Source organism: Exiguobacterium sp. s35 (assembly GCF_018617535.1).
GTDB lineage: Bacteria > Bacillota > Bacilli > Exiguobacteriales > Exiguobacteriaceae > Exiguobacterium > Exiguobacterium aestuarii.
In genome coordinates, this window is record NZ_JACSKI010000001.1 from 797,465 (window position 1) to 822,292 (window position 24,828).

24 protein-coding genes, 1 other RNA gene and 1 riboswitch are annotated in these 24,828 nt (G+C 45.8%); of the genes, 9 read left to right on the forward strand and 16 right to left on the reverse strand.

Annotated elements, in window-relative coordinates; all coding sequences use genetic code 11:
- Positions 1-64: 64 nt before the first annotated feature.
- Positions 65-164: riboswitch (SAM riboswitch) on the reverse strand.
- Between the two features lie 158 nt (positions 165-322).
- The 3 genes from KNO75_RS04120 (at position 323) to KNO75_RS04130 (ending at position 4,573) form a co-directional block, all read left to right on the forward strand.
- Positions 323-1,423 (forward strand): AI-2E family transporter, encoded by a 1,101-nt coding sequence (locus tag KNO75_RS04120; RefSeq protein ID WP_214692476.1) that lies wholly within the window; start codon positions 323-325, stop codon positions 1,421-1,423.
- Between the two features lie 268 nt (positions 1,424-1,691).
- Positions 1,692-2,936: an MDR family MFS transporter gene (locus KNO75_RS04125; RefSeq protein ID WP_214819961.1), complete on the forward strand. Its 1,245-nt coding sequence runs from the start codon at positions 1,692-1,694 to the stop codon at positions 2,934-2,936.
- Between the two features lie 143 nt (positions 2,937-3,079).
- Positions 3,080-4,573: a peptide MFS transporter gene (locus KNO75_RS04130; protein WP_214787980.1), complete on the forward strand. Its 1,494-nt coding sequence runs from the start codon at positions 3,080-3,082 to the stop codon at positions 4,571-4,573.
- A gap of 43 nt (positions 4,574-4,616) precedes the next feature.
- On the opposite strand, the gene KNO75_RS04135 is transcribed toward KNO75_RS04130, so the two are convergent.
- On the reverse strand, positions 4,617-5,912 hold the full coding sequence (locus tag KNO75_RS04135; RefSeq protein WP_214787979.1) for a glutamine synthetase family protein: 1,296 nt from the start codon (positions 5,910-5,912) through the stop codon (positions 4,617-4,619).
- 189 nt (positions 5,913-6,101) lie between these two features.
- Between KNO75_RS04135 and KNO75_RS04140 the strand changes: the two genes are divergently transcribed.
- Complete coding sequence (locus KNO75_RS04140; protein ID WP_214794938.1) at positions 6,102-7,142, forward strand: SDR family oxidoreductase; 1,041 nt, start codon at positions 6,102-6,104, stop codon at positions 7,140-7,142.
- Positions 7,143-7,170: 28 nt separating this feature from the next.
- Here KNO75_RS04140 and KNO75_RS04145 read toward each other — a convergent pair whose 3' ends face one another.
- Together KNO75_RS04145 and KNO75_RS04150 are read right to left on the reverse strand one after the other, a co-directional pair.
- Positions 7,171-7,491 (reverse strand): YflT domain-containing protein, encoded by a 321-nt coding sequence (locus KNO75_RS04145; protein WP_214692491.1) that lies wholly within the window; start codon positions 7,489-7,491, stop codon positions 7,171-7,173.
- Positions 7,492-7,579: 88 nt separating this feature from the next.
- Positions 7,580-7,798 carry a hypothetical protein gene (locus KNO75_RS04150; RefSeq protein WP_214819964.1) on the reverse strand — a complete coding sequence of 73 codons (219 nt, stop codon included), beginning with the start codon at positions 7,796-7,798 and terminating at the stop codon, positions 7,580-7,582.
- Between the two features lie 84 nt (positions 7,799-7,882).
- Here KNO75_RS04150 and KNO75_RS04155 point away from each other — a divergent pair, with 84 nt between their 5' ends.
- Both KNO75_RS04155 and KNO75_RS04160 read left to right on the forward strand, forming a co-directional pair.
- On the forward strand, positions 7,883-8,941 hold the full coding sequence (locus KNO75_RS04155; RefSeq protein ID WP_224861169.1) for a GTP pyrophosphokinase: 1,059 nt from the start codon (positions 7,883-7,885) through the stop codon (positions 8,939-8,941).
- Between the two features lie 88 nt (positions 8,942-9,029).
- Positions 9,030-9,467, forward strand: a complete 438-nt coding sequence (locus tag KNO75_RS04160) for a MarR family winged helix-turn-helix transcriptional regulator (RefSeq protein ID WP_074034413.1) — start codon at positions 9,030-9,032, stop codon at positions 9,465-9,467.
- A gap of 91 nt (positions 9,468-9,558) precedes the next feature.
- Here KNO75_RS04160 and KNO75_RS04165 read toward each other — a convergent pair whose 3' ends face one another.
- The 5 genes from KNO75_RS04165 to KNO75_RS04185 all read right to left on the reverse strand — a co-directional run bounded on the left by KNO75_RS04165 (position 9,559) and on the right by KNO75_RS04185 (position 14,980).
- Complete coding sequence (locus KNO75_RS04165; RefSeq protein ID WP_251126039.1) at positions 9,559-10,206, reverse strand: class F sortase; 648 nt, start codon at positions 10,204-10,206, stop codon at positions 9,559-9,561.
- Positions 10,151-10,948, reverse strand: a complete 798-nt coding sequence (locus KNO75_RS04170) for a DUF4397 domain-containing protein (RefSeq protein ID WP_074034410.1) — start codon at positions 10,946-10,948, stop codon at positions 10,151-10,153. Before KNO75_RS04170 ends, KNO75_RS04165 begins: the two co-directional genes overlap by 56 nt.
- 248 nt (positions 10,949-11,196) lie before the next feature.
- A complete protein-coding gene (locus KNO75_RS04175; RefSeq protein ID WP_251126040.1) occupies positions 11,197-11,877 on the reverse strand; it encodes a glycerophosphodiester phosphodiesterase in 681 nt (226 codons plus the stop codon).
- Positions 11,878-11,900: 23 nt separating this feature from the next.
- Positions 11,901-13,373: a carboxypeptidase M32 gene (locus KNO75_RS04180; RefSeq protein ID WP_214819968.1), complete on the reverse strand. Its 1,473-nt coding sequence runs from the start codon at positions 13,371-13,373 to the stop codon at positions 11,901-11,903.
- Between the two features lie 74 nt (positions 13,374-13,447).
- Complete coding sequence (locus tag KNO75_RS04185) at positions 13,448-14,980, reverse strand: FAD-dependent oxidoreductase (RefSeq protein ID WP_214819970.1); 1,533 nt, start codon at positions 14,978-14,980, stop codon at positions 13,448-13,450.
- Between the two features lie 195 nt (positions 14,981-15,175).
- On the opposite strand from KNO75_RS04185, the gene KNO75_RS04190 reads away from it, so the two are divergent.
- Positions 15,176-16,147, forward strand: coding sequence for a D-alanyl-D-alanine carboxypeptidase family protein (locus KNO75_RS04190; RefSeq protein ID WP_214819972.1), 972 nt, complete (start codon positions 15,176-15,178; stop codon positions 16,145-16,147).
- Positions 16,148-16,485: 338 nt separating this feature from the next.
- Positions 16,486-17,967 carry a sodium/proline symporter PutP gene (putP, locus tag KNO75_RS04195; protein WP_214787963.1) on the forward strand — a complete coding sequence of 494 codons (1,482 nt, stop codon included), beginning with the start codon at positions 16,486-16,488 and terminating at the stop codon, positions 17,965-17,967.
- 52 nt (positions 17,968-18,019) lie between these two features.
- Here the strand turns inward: putP and KNO75_RS04200 are convergent, their stop codons facing one another.
- From KNO75_RS04200 to rnpB, 8 genes are all read right to left on the reverse strand, one after another.
- Positions 18,020-18,325 carry a hypothetical protein gene (locus tag KNO75_RS04200; RefSeq protein ID WP_251126041.1) on the reverse strand — a complete coding sequence of 102 codons (306 nt, stop codon included), beginning with the start codon at positions 18,323-18,325 and terminating at the stop codon, positions 18,020-18,022.
- Between the two features lie 15 nt (positions 18,326-18,340).
- Positions 18,341-18,895 (reverse strand): hypothetical protein, encoded by a 555-nt coding sequence (locus KNO75_RS04205; protein WP_214787960.1) that lies wholly within the window; start codon positions 18,893-18,895, stop codon positions 18,341-18,343.
- A 71-nt stretch (positions 18,896-18,966) separates the two neighbouring features.
- A complete protein-coding gene (locus KNO75_RS04210; protein ID WP_214819974.1) occupies positions 18,967-19,797 on the reverse strand; it encodes a YihY/virulence factor BrkB family protein in 831 nt (276 codons plus the stop codon).
- A gap of 106 nt (positions 19,798-19,903) precedes the next feature.
- Complete coding sequence (locus KNO75_RS04215; protein ID WP_214819976.1) at positions 19,904-21,322, reverse strand: alanine/glycine:cation symporter family protein; 1,419 nt, start codon at positions 21,320-21,322, stop codon at positions 19,904-19,906.
- Between the two features lie 59 nt (positions 21,323-21,381).
- Complete coding sequence (locus tag KNO75_RS04220; protein WP_214819978.1) at positions 21,382-22,284, reverse strand: Gfo/Idh/MocA family protein; 903 nt, start codon at positions 22,282-22,284, stop codon at positions 21,382-21,384.
- Between the two features lie 53 nt (positions 22,285-22,337).
- Positions 22,338-22,520: a hypothetical protein gene (locus KNO75_RS04225; protein WP_074034388.1), complete on the reverse strand. Its 183-nt coding sequence runs from the start codon at positions 22,518-22,520 to the stop codon at positions 22,338-22,340.
- Between the two features lie 123 nt (positions 22,521-22,643).
- Positions 22,644-23,807, reverse strand: coding sequence for a THUMP domain-containing class I SAM-dependent RNA methyltransferase (locus KNO75_RS04230; protein WP_214794918.1), 1,164 nt, complete (start codon positions 23,805-23,807; stop codon positions 22,644-22,646).
- Between the two features lie 125 nt (positions 23,808-23,932).
- Positions 23,933-24,300: RNase P RNA component class B (gene rnpB / locus KNO75_RS04235), an RNA gene on the reverse strand.
- Positions 24,301-24,420: 120 nt separating this feature from the next.
- Between rnpB and KNO75_RS04240 the strand changes: the two genes are divergently transcribed.
- Complete coding sequence (locus tag KNO75_RS04240; RefSeq protein WP_214817661.1) at positions 24,421-24,825, forward strand: hypothetical protein; 405 nt, start codon at positions 24,421-24,423, stop codon at positions 24,823-24,825.
- The last annotated feature ends 3 nt before the right edge of the window (positions 24,826-24,828 follow it).

Genomic DNA, 24,828 nt, shown 5'->3' on the forward strand with positions numbered 1-24,828 from the left:
ATACGAAAAAACACCCCTTTCTGAGGAAAGGGGTGCTCAATACAGACGTATGTAGTCAACCACCTTCCCATCTCTCAAGGTCACCTTGCTGGAATTAGCACAGTATTTTGCAATCTGTTGCTGAAGCTTCATCGGGCCAGTCCCTCCGCTTCTCTTGATAGAAAGTGTTATTCGCTATGTACTTTTAGTATGTCCCTAAGTTAACCAGACATTTCCAACGGTGTCAAACATTTTTTTCAAGGTGAACATCTATTGAATCCTTTTCAAAAAACATTCATAGTAAAAGGGTAGAAAAATTATATTTGTATGAGGGGATAGAGCATTGGAGCTTAATCGTCAACTTATTTGGAAACTCAGTGTGATCGGTCTGATTTTACTCGTCTTATGGCGTGTCATCAGTGAACCGGATACCATCTCACGTGTTTTGCAGTACACGTTTCAGTTACTGACCCCGATTATCATGGGGATTGCCATCGCTTTACTACTCAACACCGTACTCTCTTATATAGAGGAACGGTTCCATTTGAAGCGGTATCAAGGTCTACTCATCGTCTATATCACGTTTATCGGGATTTTAGCGATCTCGGTCGTCACCTTGTTCCCACGGATTTACTCGAGTCTTTCATCACTTATCGAAGAGTTACCGGTCTATATCCGTCAAATCGATGCGTTTCTTGGTGATGTAAACAATTACTTGAAAGACTATAACGCTACCATCGCCCAGGCGATTGATTTTGCGCGCTTCGAGGACCGCTACTCGGGATGGGTCGAAACAGCCGTCCTCTCGTCTGTCGGTTATGTCTCAAGTTTTACGATGACATTGATCAACTTCTTGATTGGGATTGTCATCTCAATTTATCTCTTGAAAGACAAGGAAGTCTTCGCTCGTATGTTCAAGCGCCTTCTCTACGCGCTTTTACCCGTCGGTACTGCAAAGACGACCATCGATATCTTTCAGGAGATGGATTATATTTTTAAACGATACATCATCGGAAAGTCACTCGATTGTCTCATCATCGGTGTTTTGGCTGTCATCGGACTTTTGATCATCGGGGCGCCATATGCGCTACTCCTTGGTGTCATCGTCGGCGTCCTCAACTTCATCCCCTATGTCGGTCCACTACTTGGGATGATTCCTGCGTTCATCATCACATACTTCTATGACCCGTTCACCGCCGTATTGGTGCTCTTGTTCATCTTCTTGTTGCAACAATTCGATGGATTGTGGCTCGGTCCGAAAATTCTTGGTGACAGTGTCGGGATCACGCCATTTTGGGTCATCACGTCCATCATTATCGGGGGCAGCCTGTTCGGTCTCGTCGGCATGTTCGTGAGTGTCCCTATCACCGCGATGATTCAAGTCGTCTTGTCTAGACTCATTGACTATCGTTTGAATCGTAAAAATTTGAATGAGTTACTTTAAATCCCTTCATGATTCTGTTGACATATTCATGAAATGTGTCATACAGTTGAAGAGAAGAACACAATTAACAGAAAGGAGAGGTTCCCATGTCAGTAGTATCTTCGAAACCATTCACTCAAGTTCATACTGATTGGCAGGCACCTCTTCGATTGAAACAGATCTAAGACGCCTGCCTATCGAGGCATGCATAAACAACGTGGGACGTCGTATGCCTTTATGCATATGACGTCCCTTTTGTGTCTAAAATTAAATAAAGCAGGTGACCTGTATGTTTCAATCACTCAAACGGCTTGACCGCAATATTTGGATTCGTTTCTTAGGGGAGACGATTACGGGAATCATGATGTTCATGATCGCCCCATTCTTAGTCCTTTATTATAGCGACCAGTTAGATAGCTACCTTCAAGTCGGAATCATTATGGCGACTGGACCAATCATGGCGCTCCTCGGCTCGATGATTGGCGGCCGACTCGCCGATCTCTACGGGCGAAAACCGATCATGATGATTGCCATCATCGGTGACGCGCTTGCCCTCATTGGTTTTGCGTTCGCGGATTCGTTTTGGCCATTATTGTTACTAAATGCGATGCTCGGTTTGACTAACTCACTATTCCATCCCGCTGCTAGTGCGATGGTTGCTGACGTCACAGAACCCGAGCATATGAACGAAGCATTCGGCCTATTACGGATGGGGCATAACATCGGTGCTGCGTTTGGACCTCTCCTCGGGAGTGCGGTACTGTTCATCGACCGCGAGCTGATTTTCTTTGCAGCGGCGTTCATCTTCGGTCTTTATGCCCTCGCGCTCGGCTACTTCATTCGCGAATCATTGCCGGAGTTCACAGAAGATGAGACCCCGAGCAACCGGGAGGTGTTGCGCGTATTTTATAATGACCGCGTGTTTCTGATCTTCATCTTTGCGGGTATATTCATATCAATGGGATTCTCGGTCGTCGAGAGCATGTTACCGCTCTTTTTGAAAGAGTCGCTCCCGACATACACCGCACAACAGAACCCATTCCCATACCTGTTGGCACTTAATGGAATCATGGTCGTCCTCTTCCAGTTTCCAATCGCTTCGAAGCTCGGGAATAAACCGTTTGGGAAAGTCATGCTTGCCGGAGCGACCGTCTTCGGAATCGGGATGATTTTACTCGCCATCGTCCCTAGGGCTTTGTACGCACTTGATGTTCCTTACCTTCCACTCGTTGGTATCTTACTCGCCGTCTACGCGTTTTACACACTTGGCGAGATGATTATGTCGCCTGTCCAACAGACGTTCATCGCCTTAATCGCTCCAGAGAATATGCGCGGTGCCTATAATGGGGCTGCAAGTGTTCAATGGCTAATTGGCGGTGTGACGGCACCGATTATCGCAAGCGTCTTCTTCGATAATCGTGCCGGGCATATCGCACTGATTTTGATCGGCGGCGCAAGTTGCCTATCTGGCATTATTTACTGGCAACTCGGACGTCATGTCCAGGCAACGGAAGCAAAACAAAAGACAGCGTAATCACTCATCGACCACACTCTCTGCTCATGGAAGTGTGGTCTTTTCATTCTTTGCATCTTTATTAAAATTTGAAATTATCATTCAATTCACTTTACAATCATAATAATCCTTTTTATGATAAAACGGTTAAGGAGGGATCTTTCATGGAAAGGATCGATAAACAGACAATCGTGGACAGTGTTCCACAAAAAGGCTTCTTCGGACAACCGAAAGGGTTGTTCACCTTATTCTTCACTGAATTTTGGGAACGTTTCTCGTACTATGGCATGCGGGCCATCCTCGTATTCTATATGTACTATGAGGTTTCTGAAGGTGGACTCGGGCTCGATCGTAACGTCGCGCTCTCGATTATGTCCGTCTATGGTGCACTCGTTTATATGTCAGGGGTCATTGGGGGATGGCTTGCGGACAGAGTATTCGGAACGTCACGGGCGGTCTTCTACGGTGGTGTGTTCATCATGCTCGGACACATCGTCCTCTCGATTCCAGGTAGTGTCGTCTTCTTATTCATCTCGATGGCGTTGATTGTTATTGGTACGGGTTTATTGAAACCAAACGTATCAAGTATAGTCGGAGATATGTATAGTGAAACGGATCGCCGTCGTGACGCTGGATTCAGTATCTTCTACATGGGTATCAACTTGGGCGCGTTCATTTCACCGCTCATCGTTGGACAAGTTCAAAAAGATTACGGCTTCCATTGGGGCTTCGCCCTTGCTGCCATCGGGATGTTCGTTGGACTCGTCGTCTTCGTATTGACGCGTAAAACGAACCTTGGCCTTGCTGGCTCATACGTACCGAACCCGTTATCTCCTGATGAGAAAAAGAAAACGATTCGAATCGTCAGCCTTGTCACAATCGGAATCGCCATCTTACTTGCGATTTTGATCCCACTCGGCTGGTTCACGATTAACACATTCATCTCGCTCGTCGGGGTGTTCGGAATCGCAATTCCAACAGTTTACTTCATCATCATGTATCGCAGTCCAAAAACGACAGAGGTTGAGCGTTCACGCATCATTGCCTATATCCCGCTCTTCATCGCCTCCGTCATGTTCTGGGCGATTCAAGAGCAAGGGGCAACAATCCTTGCGAGTTATGCGGATACACGGACTGACCTTGAATTCTTCGGATTCACGTTGTCTCCAGCTTGGTTCCAATCGTTGAACCCGCTTTTCATCATTCTACTTGCACCGGTCTTTGCTTGGCTTTGGGTACGCCTTGGAGACCGTGAGCCAAGCATCCCGACGAAATTCGCTTTCGGGATCTTGTTTGCCGGAATCAGTTTCTTGGTCATCCTACTTCCTGCTTACTTCAGCGGTCCGGATGCCCTTGTCAACCCGCTTTGGCTCGTCTTGAGTTACTTCATCGTTGTCTTGGGAGAACTAAGTTTATCGCCGGTCGGTTTGTCGGCTACGACAAAACTTGCACCAGCAGCATTCTCCGCTCAAACGATGTCACTCTGGTTCTTGTCGAACGCTGCCGCACAAGGAATCAACGCACAGCTCGTCAAGTTCTACTCACCTGAGAACGAGATGCTCTATTTCGGGGTAATCGGTGGTGTTGCCATCGTTTTAAGCTTGATTCTGTTCGCACTCGCACCAAAAATCAAAGTATATATGCGCGGAATCCATTAATCTTTAAAAAACGCCAGCCGATTGAATCGGCTGGCGTCATTTTTTATTTGCGTACTTGAATGAGTGACAAGTAGCGATCGATCATATTGTGGTTAAAGTAATCATGGAAGTTGTCTTGTTTCAGCGATTGAATCGATTCATGGAACGTCGCAGGGAGCGAAGCGATTCCTTGGCTCTCGATTTGTTTAGCTGAATACTCAAACAAGTCGTCTTCGTTCGGCTTAGATGGTTCAAGCTTCTGCTCAATCCCTTCTAAACCAGCGTAGATGAGGGCGGCAAGTGCCAAATACGGGTTAGCACTCGGGTCAGGGTTTCGAACCTCGACACGCGTCGCGCTTCCACGGGAAGCTGGGATTCGAATCATCGAACTGCGGTTCGACGGACTCCAGCAAATATTGACCGGTGCCTCGAATCCAGGAACGAGACGCTCATATGACTCAGGCAGTGGGTTTGTAAAGATAGCCGTCGCACGGGCATGCTTTAAAATCCCTTCGATGAAATGACGTGCTGTTTGAGAAAGTCCATAATCCGCGTCGGCCTCATCAAACGCATTGTTCGTCGCTTTCCCGTCTTCGTCATTTTTCCATACCGAGATGTTCAAGTGCATCCCAGAACCGTTCACGTCACGTAACGGCTTCGGTAAGAATGAGACAGATGCCCCTTTTTCTTTTGCCGCGATTTTGACGATTTCTTTGAAGAATTGAATGTTGTCCGCCGTATGGAGCGCATCGTCGTACTTGATACCAATCTCATGTTGCGCAGGAGCAACTTCATGGTGAACCGCTTCAATATTGAATCCGACATTGCTCAATCGGTTTGCGATATGTTGACGTACTTCATAACCTTTGTCTTCTGAACGCGTCGAGAAGTAACCTGCTTCGTCATAAAACTCTCCATTTTCATCAAAGATGAAGAATTCAGGTTCTGCGCCGACGAATACCGAGTAGCCGTCTCGTGCAGCTCGTTCAAGTGCATCTTTCAACACATTCCGTGGATCATATTCATATCGTTCACCTTCTGGTGTACACACATCGCAGAAGAACGCCAAAATACTCTCATCACCATCTTGCTCATAACGTGGACGATCTAAATCCGGTCTCAAGAATAAGTCGGAGTTTTTGATGGAAGAGAATCCGTTGATTGAAGAACCATCAAACATTGTTTTTCCTTCAAAAACCTCAGGCAACAATTTTGCCGAAAGCGTCAAGAGTTTTAAATCACCGAGTACATCTGAGAAATAAAGATGGATTTGGGTAATATTTTTTTCTTGAACCGTTTTCTCAATGTCTTGTTGCTTCTTTGCTACGTCATCCTTGTCTGTTCCGAATAGATTTGCCATGATTCTAAAAAACCTCACTTCAATGGATTTGACAGGCAAGCTGTCTTTACGCACCGTTCGTACGCTTCTCTATAGTTCTTAACCGACTTCGATTTTTTTTAAACATGAATTTTTAAAAGACGCAAAGTGGCTACATCTGACGAGACTTGATATGATGGATGCAGAATGTCACAGAGAGGGAGAACGCGATTGTATATTTTTATGACTGGTGGAACAGGATTTTTAGGGGGACGACTCGCTAAAGAGTTGATCGAACGAGGGCATCGAATCTGTATGCTCGCCCGAACACCGGAGAAAGTAAACGCCCAGTTCACGGCGGAAGAAAGAAAATCAATCGATGTGTTGCCTGGCGATTTGACGGCGCGCGCACTCGGTGCCGATGAACGATTCATCGATTCACACAAGGGAAAAGTGGACTTATTCCTACACATGGCAGCACTCGTCAAATTTGACGAAGAATTAAGAGAAGAATTGTTCGAAACGAATCTAACCGGGACGAGAGAGGCCCTTCGATTGGCCAAGTTGATTGATGCACCTCGATTTTTCCATGTGAGCACCGCTTATACACTCGGGGCAAAAGAAATCGGTGGCGAGACGTTATATGATGTGTCGCAATCGTTTTTAAATCCATACGAAGAAAGCAAAGCACATGCCGAACAGGCGGTCTGGCAATCACGAGATGAGCTCGACGTCTCGATCTTTCGTCCGGCAATCATCGTCGGTGACTCTAAAACCGGAGAAGCGGATTCGAAATTCACGATGTATGGGTATATGCGTGCACTTGAATTGTTCAAACGTAAACTGGAACGGCGTGGTCATAGCGTTGAGTCAATCCGTTTAATCGGGTCAGCCACTGGTACCTCGAACCTTGTTCCGGTCGATTATGTCGCGGACGTGCTTTTAGCCGCGATCGAGCATGCAAAAGCAGATACGATTTATAACGTCACGAATGACTCGCCACCACGCAATGAGATGATGCTCGATTATATGAAAGAGTCACTCTCGTTCCCACACTTGACGATTACGGAGACACCGACAGACACACTCAGCTCTGTCGAACAGTCATTTAACGACATGGTGAAGGTATTCAATCCATACTTGAACCGGAATATCACGTTCCATGACGAGAACACAAAACAATTGTTAAAAGATGCAGGCTTTTCAAAGCTTCGTCTCGACCAGCAATCGTTGCGCCGAATCGTCAATGCCTATTATCAAACGAAGCACTAAAAAAATGGACCGGGCTACCGGTCCATTGTCATTTATCGCAGACTAATACAATTTTACCATCCTTGATTTCACGCTCGAGTGAGTCGACCATCTCTTTCGTGAGACCTAAGCTTTCCATCTGTTCCATCCGATCTTCCGAATTGCTCGTGAATTTTGAGAGCAACGACTCGAACATCCCCTTTTCCGGGATACGGTACGGTTGGACACCTGCTTCTGCCGCCAATCGAATCGTCAATTCTTCGTCTTTGGCAAATAAATAGATGTGTTCGTTCACACATCCTCCCGAAACCATCTCGTTCACTTCATGGTCCACCGTCGTCATATCATTTACTACCCTTGTTTCTAACATGCCCCATCCTCCTAAACGTTCACAGTCATATATTTCACTGTTTTTGTTATTCCCGAAAAATGAGGGTATAAACATGAATCATCACCGTTTATTCGTGGAGTGTCCACTCTTCCACATCGAAATGTTGCACGATTCCTTCGATACGTTCACGTTCACCTTCGATTGTAGCCCGCCCCTCCAAGCGCGCGGTCACGACATATTGATTCCCATCTTCTCGGATGCGGGATATCCGATAATCGGCCTGTTGTAGTAAACCTGCGATGATTTCTAGTTTTTCTCTCTCGGATGACCGGAATGTATGGTTCATCTTCATTCCCCCTCTGTACATATGCTACCATATCGTTTCGTAATGGAGATGATATACTAAAGACAGAGAAAAGGAGTGAGTTCCGTGCCGAAACAAGACTTGAACACGATCATGCTTGAATACTTGAATGAAAAAGAAGATTACGAAGCATTTGCCACTAAACTGAAGGCACTCCTCAGTGAATTATTGACGGAAGCCGGAATCCAGTTTCATTCAATAGTTGCCCGTGCTAAAGAGGCGGATAGTCTCTATGCCAAATTATCTCGTAAACCTTATCAATATCGATCGTTACGTGATGTCCAAGACCTTGCCGGGATCCGTATCGTCACATACTTTCATGATGATGTGCGAACTGTCGCACAAATATTAGAGGACGAGTTCACCATTGACCGAGAACAGTCAATTGATAAATCAACTTTGCTTGATTCCAACGAGTTCGGTTATTTGTCTGTACATTATGTCGTGGAGTTGAGTGAGAAACGACTCGCTCTCGGTGAATACCGTCGCTTTGCAGAAAAAGAAGCGGAAATTCAAGTCCGCTCGATTCTACAGCATGCTTGGGCCGAAATTGAGCATGACCTCGGTTACAAAAATCCAAATGCCGTCCCACCTGAAATCAAACGAAGTTTCAGTCGTGTCGCCGGACTGCTAGAGATTGCTGATTCTGAGTTTGTGAATATCCGGAAACAATTGCGGACATTCGAACAAGAAACTGTTGAACAAATTCTTGATTCTCCTGAGAAAGTGGCAATTACTCGAGACAATTTGAACTATTATATCGCCAACGACCAGACCGTTGAAAAACTAGACAATGCCATCTTCCAAAGTGAATGGTTGCTTGAGACCGATCTCTCGGCAATCGTTGAATTGACTCGGATGTTCCATTATGCAGACATCCGAACGTTCAAAGATTTGAACGACACGCTTTCGACTTACTATACGCAAGCCGTACAATGTGCGACACTACTCCCCTCCTCCCTCTTACCGAGACAAGGAATGGGTGTCGTATACGCTGTCCTGGCCAAACTGTTGGCAGAAGGTGATGACCCGCAAATCGAATTCTTCTTTAGACGATTTTATCCTGACTTGAAACATTATGAGGACATCATTCAACAAATCCGTGCGAAAGACGAGCCTTTATAACTTTACAGACAACATGTTTTTAATGTAGAATGTTTCTATGTTCTGAAGTATATATGAATAATATTATCACTAGGAGGTAGTTTCGAGGATGACAACACCTGTACCAACTGCTTCACGTCGTCAGCTCGTCGCTGATGCTGAACGTGGAATCCGGATGAACTATCGTGGAGTGAAAAAAAATCTCCGCTCGATGTTCTCACAATATTTGACTCGTAATGAATTCTTCATTCTACGTTCTCTTTGTCAACAGAGTCCTCAAATCGCCTCTGCTTTGTCGAATGAGTTTCAATTTTCAGCTTCGATGATCACAGCACTCGCTGATGAGTTGACGAAAAAAGGATTGATTTCTCGCGAACGCAGCGAGCGGGATCGCCGTGTCGTCGAACTTCAAGCGACAGATGAAGGTCGTGAGTTGTTCGAAACGTTAGAAAGCATGAAGATCGAATATTTGATGGATGTATTCACTGATTTCTCTGATGAAGAACTCATTTTACTCTCAAAATTATTAGACCGCATGGACGCTTAATCCATGAACAGACCTCAGCCACATTGGTTGGGGTCTATTTTTATGAGACATGAAAAAGGAGATGCAACATGTAAGTTTGCATCTCCTACTTTTATTTCGTTTCAATTAAATGTGCCGTGACGACGATACGGTCACGATACCCTAGTTTCTCATCGTATGGCCCTGCACACGTGATCAGTTGAATCCGCTTTGCTTGAGTCGCCGCAAAGATTGATGCGAGCGGGACTTGATCAAGACGATATTGTTTCACACTAGCGACTTCATACGTTGCGACTTGGTCATCCTGTTGGAGCGTCACCACTTCTCCGATTGGTAGCTGACCTAGGTTCGCAAAGATGGCTGGACCGTTCAAGTCATCGAGATGACCTGACAAGACGACGTTTCCTGTCGCGCCTGCTTTCGCCCCATATTGATACCAACCGACCTGGTTCACGTTAGAAGGCGTATCCATCCTTCCAGCCTCATCCTTCCCGACCGCTTCAATCGATGTATCGACATCGATTGAAGGAATGACGAGTCGGGATGGGACGAAACTGTTCGAATGAAACGATTGCCGATCGACTTGTTTAGAAGTCAACACGAGTGGTTCAGCGAATTCAGCCTTTGGCATGATGAACGATTTTTCTGGGGCTTCCGCTTGCGCGCTCCATACGAGAAATCCGATGGTTCCTAAGAATACAAGTTTAAGCGTCTTGCTTCTGACGACGAAAGACGTAGAATCCAGCCGCTGCCGCTCCAACTACTGCTGCTGCGAGCAACCAGTTCATTGAAGCTGTTTGAGCAAGACCACCTTGTCCTGTTTCAGGCGCCATTGCCATTTCTCCGCCATCAGCAGCAAGGAGTACTTCAAACGCTGGTTCTCCTTCAAGGAGACCGATTGCGAATGCAGTATAGTTTTTACCACCTTCGAGTGCCACACCATCAAGTGCTTTCACAACATCCGTCGCACCTGCTGGACGAACTTCAAGGTCATACGTACCAGCATCAAGTGTGCCATAATCACTCACAGCTTTGAACTCAAGGTTCGAGAAGAGTGGGTCTCCACCTTTAGGTGCGACATCCACTGCTGGTGCATCTGGTGCAAAGTGTGCGACACGAACTTTAGATTTTCCATCTTCAAAGTTCGCATCATCTTCCATTGCAGCGATTTCGATGTTTTCAAGTTGACCGATCGCAGCGGCTGTGTAGAATTTGCCTGCTTCAATTGAAAGGTCAGCTGCAACGACGACTGTTTCTGCGTCACCTGCTGGCTTGATTTCAACGTTGTAATCTCCTGCAGGAAGTGTCAAGTAATCAGTAAGGTCTTTAAACTCTGCTCCCTCGACCGCGACTTCCCCATCCACATACACGTCAACTGCCGGTGCATCAGGTGAAGCATGTAGCACACGGACCATTGCATTTTCATGTCCATCGGCGCTAACCGGTAGGATGAAAGCGAAGGCCAGTGCTAGTGTACCCAGTAAAGACATCAACTTCTTCATGTGAAATTTCCTCCTTTTGTCTACGGTAACCTACGATTTGCATACAACAAGTGTGATGCAGTGCTACATGGTGTGCTACATCTGATTGCTATGTAGCTCGGTGACATCTTAAACTTAAGACAATCCGACAGTGACGTAAAGGGGACACTATGTCCTGAATGTGCTCCGATATGTTAACGGATGAAAGCGCAACCTTTACATTATTGTAGATTCCCAATCTCGACAAAGTAAAACCCCTTAGTCTGCGACTAAAGGGTTTTACTTGCCCATTCAACATCATTGACGAATATAGCGTCGACTTGTAACACTCGGCAGCGCTCGAGTTGAGCCTTCGTCTTGATCGTGTAGGGTCTGACAGCAATATCATGTTGTTGCAACCATCGCACTTCTTCGTCCGTGATGCGCTCGATATGCGGATGGACTGAATCGGCACCTACGGATTCGAGATATCCGAGAATGTCATACAGCGGTTGAGCAAGTAAGATTGCTGCCTCGATATCTGGACGCATCTTTTTCAATCGATGAATCGTCTGATGATTGAACGATGAGAAGAGGATACGAGATGGGGCTATGCCCGAAGTCTCGATTATGTCGAGTATTCGGGACTCAATTCCAGCATATCGAAGCACATCGGTTTTCACCTCAAGATTTAATCGGATCGATTCATCCCGAACCAGTTCGAGGAGTTCTTGTAGTGTCGGGATTACTTCTTGTTGAGAATGTCGTACACCGGCGTTAAATGCTTTCAGTTCGTCAAGCGTATATGAAGATACCAAACCGTTTCCGTCAGTCGTTCGCTCCAACGTCTCATCATGGATGAGAACGAGCTCACCATCTTTGGACAAATGAACATCGGTCTCGATCCCTTCTGCCCCCGCAGAAAGCGCGAGTCTGAATGCCGACATCGTGTTCTCAGGTTGTAATGCCATCACACCTCGATGCGCGAATCGTTTCATTTGGCTACGGTCTGATACTTGTCAGTCAGATAACGGATGAGTGGTTGCACCGAGATTTCTTGTCCCGTCACTTGTTGGATGAGTTCATTCGGTGTCAGGCGTTTTCCGTATTGATGGACGTTTTCCTGTAGCCACGCTTTGATTGGTTCAATCTCACCGTCTTGAATCAATGTTTCAAACTGAGGAAGGTCTTTTTTCAAAGACTCCGTCAATTGAGCGGCATAAATCAACCCGAGCGCATAGCTTGGGAAGTAGCCGAACGAACCACCAGCCCAATGTACATCTTGGAGCACACCTTTAGCATTCGATGGCACGTCGAGACCGAGATACTCTTTATATTTCTCATTCCATGCAGCCGGGAGCTCATCGACGGATAACGTTCCTTGAATGAGCGCTTTCTCGAGCTCATAGCGGATAATGATGTGGAGACTATACGTCAACTCGTCCGCCTCGATCCGGATGAGAGAAGGTTTCGCTTCATTCACTCCACGATAGAACGTATCAAAGTCGATTTCTCCGTATGCTGGGTAAAGCTCTTGGAGTTTCGGATACACGCTACGTAAGAAGGCTTCGCTCCGACCAATAAAGTTCTCAAAGAAAAGTGACTGCGATTCATGGATTCCCATTGATGCTCCCCCGCCTAGACCGAGTTCGTCAAGCATCGGATCGATTTGTTGCTCGTACGTCGCATGTCCCGCCTCATGCATCGTTCCGAACAAGGCGTTCCGAAAATCAGTTTCATCATATTTTGTCGTGATTCGTACGTCACGACGATTGATGGTGATTTCGAACGGGTGGACGGTCGCATCGAGACGCCCACGTGATAAATCGTATGCGACGACATTCATCCAATCGTGACAAATCTTTTCCTGTACGTCTGCCGGCATTGACCAGTCCATTGAAAGTGATTCTTTTGGAAGTTGCTGAATCAGTGGTACAAGCTCATCCCGGAGCGAAGCGAATAGTTGATCGAGAAGTTCGACTGTCATCCCTGGCTCAAAATCATAAAGAAGGGCATCGTATGGATGTTTCTCATAGCCGAAATATTCCGCAAATTTCTGCTGGAATCCGATAATTTTCTTTAAATAAGGAGCGAACATGTCCCAATCATTTTGGTCTTTTGCTTTCTCCCATGCGGTTTCTGCTTCAGATACTAGCGTCACATATGCTTGATACTCATCGTGAGGAATCTTCGCATTTCGTTCATATTGAGTTTTTGCGACTTCAAGCGAACGCGCTTCGACATCAGACAGACCCTCTTCCTCAGTCATTCGTCCTAGTAAAGATGCGAACGATTCACTCGTTTGTCGTTTAAATGCCTCAGTCGACAAATAACCGATTGTTTCCGCCCGAAGCGGTGCCGACTGTTCCGGCATCTGTGTACGCATATCCCAGTATAAGAGAGAGAGTGCTTCATCGAAAGCACGTAGTTGCTTAAAATGTTCACGCCATTCTTTTGTTAGTTCCATCTGTCATTCACCCCTATAAGTTTGTCTATTCTCTTTCTACTTTATTATAGCTGTCAACCTTTGCCTATACTAGTTTACAAATCTTCTCGCTTCTTGTAGGGAAGTGGTTTTGTCGCTGGACCCTCCAGCACAGCCCCTTTTGCATCAAAACGTGACCCGTGACAAGGACAGTCCCATGTCCGTTCCGCATTATTCCATTTCACTGTACAACCGAGGTGTGTGCATGTCAGATTGACTACGTGACAATGGTTATCGAGGTCTCGATATACGCCTTTCGTCTGGTTGTCCACTTGTACGATACCACCTTCGTCTAGTTGAAGGTCCTCGACGTCCCGACGTTCGAGGACGCGATCCACGGCACCTTTCGCAAATTGTGTTGCCGTATCAAGATTGGTTTTGACAAATGGACCAACACCAGATGGTTTGACGGTTTTTCGAAGCGGAGACACCAATTCTGAAAAACGATTTGGACGACCGGTGAGCTGGTCTGCAAGTAAATTTCCCGCTGCAATCCCGTTCGTCATCCCCCATTTTAGAAATCCTGTCGCTATTAAGATGTCTGGTTTCCGTTTGAACATTTGCCCAACATACGGAAGCGAGTCCAAAGTGATAAGATCTTGAGAAGACCAACGATACGTTGCACGCATCGTTTTAAAATGGTGTTGCGCATCGCGCTCTAGACGTTCATAGCGACTTCGGGTGTCTGTCACCTGTCCCGCTGTATGGCCCTCTCCCCCGACCAACATAAAAGTTCTTCCGTTGTCTTCATATGTCCGATACGAGCGGCTGTCGCGGTCGACACTCAAATACATCCCTTTTAGCGGTGTTGCGTCCGTTTCGCAAGCGACGATATAAGATCGTTCCACTAAGAATTTTGATACGTATAAACCTCGTAAGTCATTAAAGGGATAGTGGGTTGTAATCACGACTTGATTTGCCTGCACTCTTCTTCCTGTTGAAGTCGTGACAATTGGTCGAGGACCTTGACTTACCTCGAACGCTCTCGTTTGTTCATAAATCTTTCCGCCGAGACCGACAAATCGATTTGCCAATTCACGTAAGTATTTGACCGGATGGAACTGTGCTTGATTTCGAATCACAAGCGCTTGCTCTATTTGAAAAGGCAGTGCGTCACTGACTTCATTGGTCGCCTCCCCACCATCCAGTTTTAAACGACGATAAGCATCGAGCTCTTTAGATAGTTCCTCATTTGGTTCTGTAGAGTATAAATAAGAGTCTTCAATCGAATAATCACAGTCAAATCCCTCGTCTATTTGATTTTTTAAATAGATAAGTGCCTCTGAATTAAATTCGTAGTATAGACGGGCAGTCGTTTCATCGAAGTGACTAATCAGTTTCTGATAAATCGTTCCATGTTGGACAGAGCACTTGGCCGTCGTGTGTCCTGTCGTCCCGTGACCAATCTCTAACGCTTCAAGAAGCGTGACTTGCTTCCCTCGCTTTTGAAGTTCATACGCACAGACCAGACCAGCAATACCTGCCCCAATAACGACGATTTCAGATGACTCTGAAGCCGTTAATGGTGGATATAATGTCCCGGTATCATGTTGTCGCCAGATAGAGCTCGTAAACGGATATCGATGCATGATACATTCCCCTTTCCTTTTGTGAGCATCTTTATCTCTATACCCGAAACGCATTTCTTTCATCTTGAATCATTGACCTAGTTATTTATTTTATGAGCGCAAAACATCTACAATTTCTATTATGTTTATAGAGTAACGATGAAAGGAGGGACTTTTTTGACCCGTAGAAGGAGACACCGAAGAAGAACGTACATCATGCGAAGAATGATTGCAGCAATAGTATTGCTCGGAATTGTCGCACTGATCCCGACGTTAGTCGGATTCAAACAGGATAAAGAATCGCCAGAGCCTGCAGAAGCCGCCACATTAAAAGTCGAACCGATGAAACAAGGCCCAGTGTTTCCTGAAATCGAGATGGGTACTTGGAATCCTAGTGATACGATGTTGATTGCAAACGAGGATATCCCTGTTGGCGCGATGACTTTCGTAAATGTAGACAAACAGCAAATCTTGATCGACAAAAATGCTGACGATCGTGTTTTTCCGGCCAGTACGACAAAATTGATGACGGCCCTACTCGCCTACGAAAAAGCATCGGCAGCGAACGAACTCGATCAGCCGCTCATTTCAATTCAGTCTTCGACACTCGATATCCCTTGGGATAGCCATATTGCCCACCTTGCGATTGGAGATACGTTGACGGTACGTCAAGCGCTCTATGCGACTCTTCTCGAATCAGGTAATGATGCCGCAAACAGTTTGGCAGAATACACGAGCGGGTCGACTGAGGCGTTCGTTCAATTGATGAACGAACGTGCAAACGTGTTGGAATTAACAGGTACTCACTTTGTTAATGCTCACGGCTATTCGGATCCGAACCATTATACGACGGCAAACGATATGGCCAAGATTGCCTACGCATTTAGTACATATCCCGAACTCGTTGAAATTGCCGGTACATATGAATTTAAGGCAGAATTCAATGATAAAGACGGAAATGGTAAACGACGCTGGTGGTATCACCTCGGTTCATCCGTCAATGAACGAAGTATCAACTACTCGAAGTATGTGACCGCTACGAAAACGGGCTATACTGATGAGTCGGGTTATACGATGGTGTTTATCATGCAACACAAAAATGAGACATATATTTTGGTTACAATGCAGGCGAAATCGGGGCAGACTTTCCCGACGATGCGTCTTGTCGAAGAGAAAGCTTTTCAATAATCAGGGAAGGAGCATGTGAATCATGCTCTTTCTTTTTCGTTTTTTCTGAAAAAATCAGGTCTAATATTACAGAGATGTTACACAGGGAAGTCCTCAACATTTCAAATATTCAGAATATTTAAACTTTTTTACACCTCATTTTCACTCTCATCCGTTGATACGACGGGCTTTAGAGCCATTTTTATGAAAAGGTGTCAGTTTGCAATCATTTAAATCGTTCGGTAAGGTAAGACACAAGTTCGCCTTTTCAACTTTTGCTTTTGACTGTGTGATGTCTTCACACAATCGCGAACGAGTTTGATGAAATAGATTTTCTTAACTTAATAGGAGGTAATTCAATGCTATGGCAAGAATGGGTATCAATCGCGCTTTATCTCGTGATGATGCTTCTTATCGGATACGTTGCGTATAAGCGAACGACCGATTCATCAGATTATATGTTAGGTGGCCGTAAAATGGGGCCAGGAGTTACAGCCATGTCAGCCGGAGCTTCGGATATGAGTGGTTGGATGTTAATGGGACTACCGGGTGCAATGTATGCAACTGGACTATCAGCAATTTGGTTAGCCGTTGGATTGGTCATCGGAGCTTACTTGAACTACTTGTTAGTTGCTCCACGACTTCGCGTCTTCACAGAGATGGCGAACGATTCGATTACGATTCCAGACTTCTTAGAGAATCGGTTCCGAGATCACTCGAACTGGCTACGGATCCTATCTGCATCCGTCATCATCATCTTCTTTACGTTCTATACGTCAGCCGGACTTGTTTCTGGTGGGAAGTTGTTTGAAAGCTCATTTGGATTAAACTATCAGACAGGTGTCATCGTCACAATTAGTGTCGTCATCTTGTATACCCTCTTCGGTGGGTTCACGGCAGTTAGTTGGACGGACTTCGCACAAGGTGTCATCATGTTCTTGGCACTCGTGCTCGTTCCATTTGTTGCTTTAACGGATCTCGGTGGAGTGGACACTGCTGTCAACTCTGCAACAACTATTAATGCCGACTTGTTCGATCTCTTCAAAGGGACAACGACACTCGGAATTATCGGTCTCCTCGCTTGGGGACTTGGCTACTTCGGTCAGCCGCACATCATCGTTCGCTTTATGGCAATCCGTGATGTGAAATCATTGAAAACAGCTCGCCGCATCGGAATGAGCTGGATGACAGTATCAATCATCGGTGCAGTCATGACTGGTTTCGTCGGAATCGCATACTTCCGTGGACAAGGGAATCCGCTCGGTGACCCGGAAACAGTCTTCATTCGATTCTCTGAAGTCTTGTTCCACCCGTTCATCACTGGATTCTTGTTAGCTGCGATTCTTGCAGCGGTTATGTCGACTGTATCGTCACAACTGCTCGTTACGTCGTCTGCTTTGACAGAAGACTTCTATCGCAAGTTCTTTAATAAAGAAGCAAGTGAAAAAACAATGGTACGCGCTGGTCGTATCGGTGTCTTACTCGTCGGATTTGTAGCGACACTTATGTCACTCAACCCTTCTAGTACAATCTTGACACTCGTTGGTTATGCTTGGGCCGGTTTCGGTTCTGCATTCGGACCAGCAATCCTATTGTCACTTTATTGGAACAAGATGACACGCCAAGGTGCCCTTGCTGGTATTCTTGTAGGTGCTATCACAGTTATTCTTTGGATCGTCACTGGACTCTCAACTGTCCTTTACGAAATGGTTCCTGGCTTCTTCTTAAGTATGTTGGCAATCGTACTTGTCAGTAACTTTACAAGCCAGAAAGAACAAAAACGCATCAACCGTGAATTCGGTGAAATGGAAGCCGAATTGGCAGCTGCGAAAAAAGAATAATCAAAGTTCAAAACAAAAACTCGGTTCCCTTCAAAGGGACCGAGTTTTTGCTTTACATCGTTGCTGCGATTAACCAGACACGAATCACGAATGGAACGAGTACTAATACGAGCATAGCGTTACGCATCCATTTATTTCGATTCCAATAATACGCCATCAATACGAACGGATGGAGTGCCATCAATTCATATGGGTTAAACCAGAACCATGTGATGATCATCGCGATTAGATAGTATAACACTGATTTTTCTTTCGTCGTTCGATATTCACGCCACATGTCATACGCTCCTTTGAAGAACGCAATGAATGTCGCAATCCAGAACAAAATGACAATGATATTGTCGAATCCACTAAACAACGGAGTAACCACCTTTTAAGAAGCATTTTCTACATAAAAACCGCCCCAATAAATATGACGGTACGTAAACTCTTTTCCACTCTCTACAGTAATCACTATTTCATCTTCCGTCAATACGAGGACGTGAACAGGTACCTCTCCTTGGCGCAACATCGGGCTAAACAATTGAAATTGCTTATTCAGCCATTTTCGTTCAGAGAAATTTTGATAATGATGCAATGCAAGCATCGGATGGCTCAGGTATGCTGCGCCAATGATGGCTATGGCGACCGGTGGTGCACCGATTTCCATTAAAAATGAAAAGACGAGAACGAGTGATAAAACTGAATAGCCGAACTCAACCAATTCCATGAAAGAAGCACGGCTGGCGATGACGTATTGTATCACCCGAAACATGAGATACAGGATGATACTAACGATCAGAAACTCAGAGAATGGCGAATGTCGAAACGATACGTCGAGGTAGAATAAGACAGGTAACAGAAGAACCCATTTCCACAGGTGTAAGGCGAGGTAAAACAATGATTGATCGATGAAACGACGATTGTGTACGAGCCGTTGCATATCCATGTTTCCCACCTCCGCTTAGATGATGTGACCTTACGTTACCATTCCCTATTCTTTTAAATGATAACTAGCAATTACACGTCTAATGAAGTTTTTTCTTTCCTTTCGATTAATGTCGCATTCAAGAGTCCGCCGAGCAAAATGACGGAAGCTGCAAGGTAAAACCATATTAATAAGACAATGAAGGCCCCAAGTTGACCGTAGAACTGTTCATAGTTCGCAAACTGCGAGTAGTAACTGAATACGTTAGATACGATTAAAATTCCCACAGTCGCAAATGCAGCACCGGCCCAGCTATTCTTAAATGTACCTGATATACTTGGCAACCATTTATAGACGAAGATGAATACCGTAAAGAGTAGACCCGTCCCAACAATCCATCTGAAGTAAAACCAGATTTGAGCATAGGTCGTGACAATTTCATCGATGAACAAGATGTAAGAAGACACTTCTCGAAGTGCCGTCTCAATTACCGGTACGAGTAATGAAAACGGCAGTACGAACATAAGTGCCAATGTAATCGCAATATCTTGTAAGACCCCTCTCCAAAATGCTTTATTTCGGACTGCTCGGTAAGCATCATTCAAAGCACGGACCAATGACTGTACGGCGATTGAAGAGATCCAAAGAGCGGGCAAAATGCTGAATGATGCCAATTTCAGTTTAGAGTTGTCGAAAATCGCCTCAATATTTCCTTCTAAAAGTCGATAGCTAGCTTCAGGCATGATGAGCGATAACGCTTGAATCACATCCCCGCTCGTGAATGGTAATAAGCCAACAATCCCTAAAACGAATAATAAGAACGGGAACGTGGATAGAATGAAATAATAGGCCAACATAGCCGCTTGATCAAAAAAGCGTTCTGTAAAGAAACGCTTGACGATTGTCTTCAAAACTTGTTTCATAATTACTCTCTTCTTTCATTAAATATAATTAAAATGCGGTATTTGAAATAAATAAATTGAAAAGACAAAGAGGCTTCCCTTTTCGGAAGCACTCTCGTATCTCGATTTAACTGATTTCTTCTTTTTTCGCTTCCCATGCTTCGATGTGCTCTTTTCCGGGAATGTCGACCCCTTCTTTGAAGAATTCCGGGTCTCGCCCTTCTTTCTTTTGCGCCATATAGTCATCGAGTAACGTCTTAGCGACTTTACTTAGTCGGAAGATCGCATACATGTTGACGAGCGCCATAAGGCCCATAAAGATATCAGCGATGGACCAGACTAATCCAGCCGACCGAACTGAACCAAACATGACCATTCCAATTACTGCAATTCGATAGATTATCAGATAGCGTTTCTTTTCCGAGATGAATTCAATATTTGTTTCTCCGTAATAGTAGTTGGCCAAAATGGAACTGAAGGCGAAGAGGAGAATCGCGATTGTCATAAGCGTCGTCGCAATCGGACCGATTTCAACGAGAAGTGCCTCTTGGGCAAGCTCAATCCCTTGGAACGACTCAGACCCTTCTACGCCTGAGATCAAAACAATCATCGCCGTTGCCGTACAGATGAACAACGTGTCCACAAATACGCTGAGCGATTGAATCAATCCTTGTTTGACCGGATGACTCACTTCAGCCGTAGCTGCCGCGTTTGGCGCAGATCCCATCCCAGCCTCGTTCGAGAACAGCCCTCGTCGAATCCCTTGAAGGACTGCCGCTCCGACCGCTCCACCGAACAATTGTTGGAAACTGAGTACGCCTTCAGAGAAGATCGCCGAAAAGACTTGAGGTACGACATCGAGATTTGTCAGCACGACCCAGATGGCGAGCAGAATATATCCCCCAGCCATGACCGGGACGATGATTCCTGATAACGTTGAAATCGAACGAATCCCACCAAAGATGACGATAGCGGTGACAACCGACAAAATCAACCCGACCCATACCGTGTCGATCTCAAACACATTATTGACCGAAAGGGCGATTGTGTTTGCCTGTACCGAATTGAACGCGAAACCGAACGCAAACGTAATCAAAATCGCAAATACAATCCCAAGCCAGCGTTCTCCGAGCGCTCGTTCGATGTAGTAGGCCGGTCCACCGCGCCACGCCTTGCCGTCGTGCACTTTATATACTTGGGCGAGCGTACTTTCAACAAACGCCGATGCCGCTCCAATCAGGGCAATGAGCCACATCCAGAACACGGCACCAGGACCTCCTAGTGCGATTGCGGTCGATACACCGGCTATGTTTCCCGTACCGACACGTGCCGCCGTTCCAATGGCGAACGCCTGGAAAGAAGAGACCTGACCTTTCTCGTGTTTAAGACCTTTCACAAATAGTAACTTGAACATCTCAGGTAGCATCCGAAACTGGACGAACCCCATCCGAATCGTAAAATAAAGTCCTCCTGCTATCAATACGAAGATGAGAAGGTACGACCATAAATAGTCATTGATTTGCATAATCAGTTCACGGATATCCAACGAAATCGCCTCCTTTTATCGGGTTTTTACCCGCTCTGAATCTGCGAGAAACAGCCCGTTCATTGCACGGCCTCAAGAATCTCTTCACATAGTCGATGCGTCTCTAGACTATCTTCAGCAACAACCGACCTGTTCGGTTCCCCTTTTAACAGTTTCACAAAATCTTCAATCAAGTCGATGAAACCTCGACGCTTCAAATTTGACTCCCAAGGGTCTAGCGACCATTCCGTCATCCCATCGACCCCGTATTCCATAATCCGTTCGACGTCACGCGTGACTCGTTTCACTGACGGAGACATGACCTCCATCACTTCTTCGGTGCAGCCGTTATCTCGGTTCATCCAACCGATTGCTTCGATTCCACCTGCAGTGAAGTGAATCATGACTTGTTTCAATACGTCCCCGTCGTAACGTGGAGTGACACGCAATCGTTCGACAGGTTGAAGGTCCGTTAAATAACGTAATGTATCGACGACATGTACAAAATCCTCGATGACGAATTCTCGCAGTGTGGCCGGTTTATACGTTCTATTTTTTTGAATGAACACCATATTCTTTTGCTCGACTTGTTTCAACGCCTGAGTGGCCGTCGCGAATCGACGATTGAAGCCCGTGACGAGATGGACGCCTTTCTCTTTCGCCAATGCGACAAGTCGCTCCGTCTCTTCAAGTGTAAACGTGATCGGTTTGTCAATGAAGACATGCTTTCCTTGCTCTAGACAATACTTGGCTTGCTCGTAATGAACCGCTGTCGTCGAATGAATCATGACAGCATCAATTTGAGTCATCAAAACGTCCTGAAGGTCCGTATATGCTCCTTCGAAACGATACGTCGATACGATGTCGTTCAACTTCTCTTCACTCCTTGACACGAGATACACACCAATACCTTTCAAGCCGGCATACACAGGGAGATACGCCTTTTTAGCCACATCACCAAGTCCTACTACTAAAATATTCAATCTGTCCACTCCTTTAAGTCATATGTAGAAAGCCCGAAGCAATTGCCCCGGGCTCATGTAATGGATACAATCTCAAAACTTGTAATCGGTTCCCGAATGGCGTCCGAAACGATTTGGTAGGCAGCGTTTAATTCTTCTTGGTTATTCAAGTCTGGCACCCGATCCATCTCTACCTCGACCGTTCGGGTATTCTGCTCTTTCGCATGTAACTGGTATTCGACCGTATACTTTTGCATCCTATGTCCCCCTCTTATTATACATATGATATGTATAACCTGTTCGCCCAATGATGAAACAACTGAGTTGGTTTTAGGGGAACGAGAAAAAATGACCGCTCACTAGAACGGTCATTCGATCTCTTATTCAGGTTTTGATGACGTGTCACGATCTGGTCGTGGACGACGTTTCCCAAAGAATTGGTAGTATTGGGTCTCGATATTCCCGTTGTACAACTTTCGACGTTTCGTCGCCGGACGACCGTACGCCTTCTCAAAATCTTCGTAACTCGTCAACATGTAGACGCTGTAACCAGGATATTTCGCATATTGCGCTCCAATCCGTTCATACAAGTCGATGATTTCTTCTTCTGACTGCAGTCGTTCCCCGTATGGCGGGTTACCGATGATGACACCGTACTCTTCTTTCGGCTTTAAGGCAGCCGCGTCGCTATGCACGAACGTGATCGCATCACGTACGTCAGCGAGTTCGGCGTTATCTTTCGCGAGTTTCACCATGCGCGGGTCGAGGTCGATCCCGTAGATTTTAAGCGGTTTATCCCATTCCGCCTTCTCATTCGCTTCATTAATCGCAGCATACCACGCTTTTTTCGGGATACATGTCCAGTCCTGTGCGAAGTATTCACGGTTGATCCCCGGAGCGATGTTCCGGCCGATCATCGCCGCCTCGATCGCAAGTGTCCCTGATCCCGTAAATACATCATAAAACGGCATATCCGGGCGCCAGTTCGTCAGTTGAATCATCGCTGCCGCCATCGTCTCTTTCAGCGGTGCCTGTGAATGAAGCTCACGGTACCCACGACGGTGAAGCGGACCTGACGTATCGATTGTGATTGTCGCTACGTCTTTCAACAATGCGACTTCGATTGGGAATTTCGCACCTGATTTCGGCAACCATTCCCCTTCCTTATGATAGCCGCGTTGCATCGCTTCAACGATCGCTTTCTCCGTGATCTTTTGACAGTCTCGGATTGAGAACAATTTCGATTTGACCGATCGACCGTCAACCGTGAACGCAGCATCCCACGGCATGAGGTCTGTCCATGGCAAAGCCACGACCCCGTCGAAAAGTTCTGTGAACGTTGTCGCCTTGAATTCCGCTACGACGAGTTTGACCCGGTCTGCCGTACGCAACCACATATTCAGACGTGGGATGTCCTCCATCTCTGCATCGATATACACTCGACCGTTCTCCACTTCACATGTATATCCTAAATCTCTCACTTCTTTTGCAACGAGCGCCTCGATTCCCATCGCTGCCGTCGCAATCAGTTTACGTTTTGCCATCTGCAATCGCCTTCTTTCTACATTAAATTCTCTCATTGATTCTGTAAGTTGTAAAAAAATCATGAAAAAAGGAGCTCAAGTATATGTGCTTGAACTCCTTGTCATTGTCAGTTGAGACTATGTTGTCCTGTAAGCCATGTTCTGTACTCCGGTGCTCATAGCGGTTTCCCTGGCACGATGGAGTGACAATCATCTATCTGCGCACGTCGGCGCCCTCCGTCCCGTTCGGTTCCGGTCTGGAAGTTCCCCTACCATAGTTTGGGTTTCTCGCTCGTGGGGTTTACCTCGTTCCACTCTGAACGTTTCCGATCAGACTCCGTCACTGTGGCACTTTCAAGAAGCGTATACCATATCCGTAGACTTAGGTATTTCTTCTGCCGTCAACTTGCGTTGCCTACACTTATCTTTTCGTGTAGCACGATCACTACAGCCATCACAGGCTGTGCGAGCATGGACTTTCCTCAAGACTTGCATCCCGCGATTGTCCAGACCTCATAGTCACTTCAACCATTGTAGCGGAAATTTCAATGATTGACAACTTAAATTCGAAACTTGATTTTACGTTCAGTCAGCGCTAAAATAAGGCGTGTTCATTGAATAAGGAGGGATTTTGATGCATCAAGATGCAAAAAACGGTTGGATTCAACGTCTAACCTATGTAATAGAAATCGATGACATTAAAGTGCTCCACCCGAACAACGGCGTGTTCGCCTTCTACCGAAATAATCGTCTCGTCCGAGGGTTTGAACCGTTCGATATTAAAGCACCGAACGAACTCTCAAAGCGACCTTATCATTTTGACCATCATAATTTAGCACACCTAGAAGAGCGTTTCCCAGACGCGATTCCGGTGTTCGATGAATCCCATGAAACACGTCGCGCTTGGAGCGATCGGGTTCGAGTCGGATTATGCGAGATTATCCGCGATGGTAAACTCAGTTTTGAGCATATTGACGACCAAGGAAATGTACTAGAAGCGAGTATCCGTTGGTGTGGAGAAGCCATCACCAAGAGTTAAATA

Coding starts and splice junctions, on each gene's coding strand:
- KNO75_RS04125 (WP_214819961.1), top strand. CDS start 1,692: ATGTTTCAATCACTCAAACGGCTTGACCGCAATATTTGGATTCGTTTC.
- KNO75_RS04130 (WP_214787980.1), top strand. CDS start 3,080: ATGGAAAGGATCGATAAACAGACAATCGTGGACAGTGTTCCACAAAAA.
- KNO75_RS04135 (WP_214787979.1), bottom strand. CDS start 5,912: ATGGCAAATCTATTCGGAACAGACAAGGATGACGTAGCAAAGAAGCAA.
- KNO75_RS04145 (WP_214692491.1), bottom strand. CDS start 7,491: ATGTTAGAAACAAGGGTAGTAAATGATATGACGACGGTGGACCATGAA.
- KNO75_RS04150 (WP_214819964.1), bottom strand. CDS start 7,798: ATGAACCATACATTCCGGTCATCCGAGAGAGAAAAACTAGAAATCATC.
- KNO75_RS04160 (WP_074034413.1), top strand. CDS start 9,030: ATGACAACACCTGTACCAACTGCTTCACGTCGTCAGCTCGTCGCTGAT.
- KNO75_RS04170 (WP_074034410.1), bottom strand. CDS start 10,948: ATGAAGAAGTTGATGTCTTTACTGGGTACACTAGCACTGGCCTTCGCT.
- KNO75_RS04175 (WP_251126040.1), bottom strand. CDS start 11,877: ATGGCATTACAACCTGAGAACACGATGTCGGCATTCAGACTCGCGCTT.
- KNO75_RS04180 (WP_214819968.1), bottom strand. CDS start 13,373: ATGGAACTAACAAAAGAATGGCGTGAACATTTTAAGCAACTACGTGCT.
- KNO75_RS04185 (WP_214819970.1), bottom strand. CDS start 14,980: ATGCATCGATATCCGTTTACGAGCTCTATCTGGCGACAACATGATACC.
- KNO75_RS04190 (WP_214819972.1), top strand. CDS start 15,176: ATGCGAAGAATGATTGCAGCAATAGTATTGCTCGGAATTGTCGCACTG.
- putP (WP_214787963.1), top strand. CDS start 16,486: ATGCTATGGCAAGAATGGGTATCAATCGCGCTTTATCTCGTGATGATG.
- KNO75_RS04205 (WP_214787960.1), bottom strand. CDS start 18,895: ATGGATATGCAACGGCTCGTACACAATCGTCGTTTCATCGATCAATCA.
- KNO75_RS04210 (WP_214819974.1), bottom strand. CDS start 19,797: ATGAAACAAGTTTTGAAGACAATCGTCAAGCGTTTCTTTACAGAACGC.
- KNO75_RS04225 (WP_074034388.1), bottom strand. CDS start 22,520: ATGCAAAAGTATACGGTCGAATACCAGTTACATGCGAAAGAGCAGAAT.
- KNO75_RS04230 (WP_214794918.1), bottom strand. CDS start 23,807: ATGGCAAAACGTAAACTGATTGCGACGGCAGCGATGGGAATCGAGGCG.
- KNO75_RS04240 (WP_214817661.1), top strand. CDS start 24,421: ATGCATCAAGATGCAAAAAACGGTTGGATTCAACGTCTAACCTATGTA.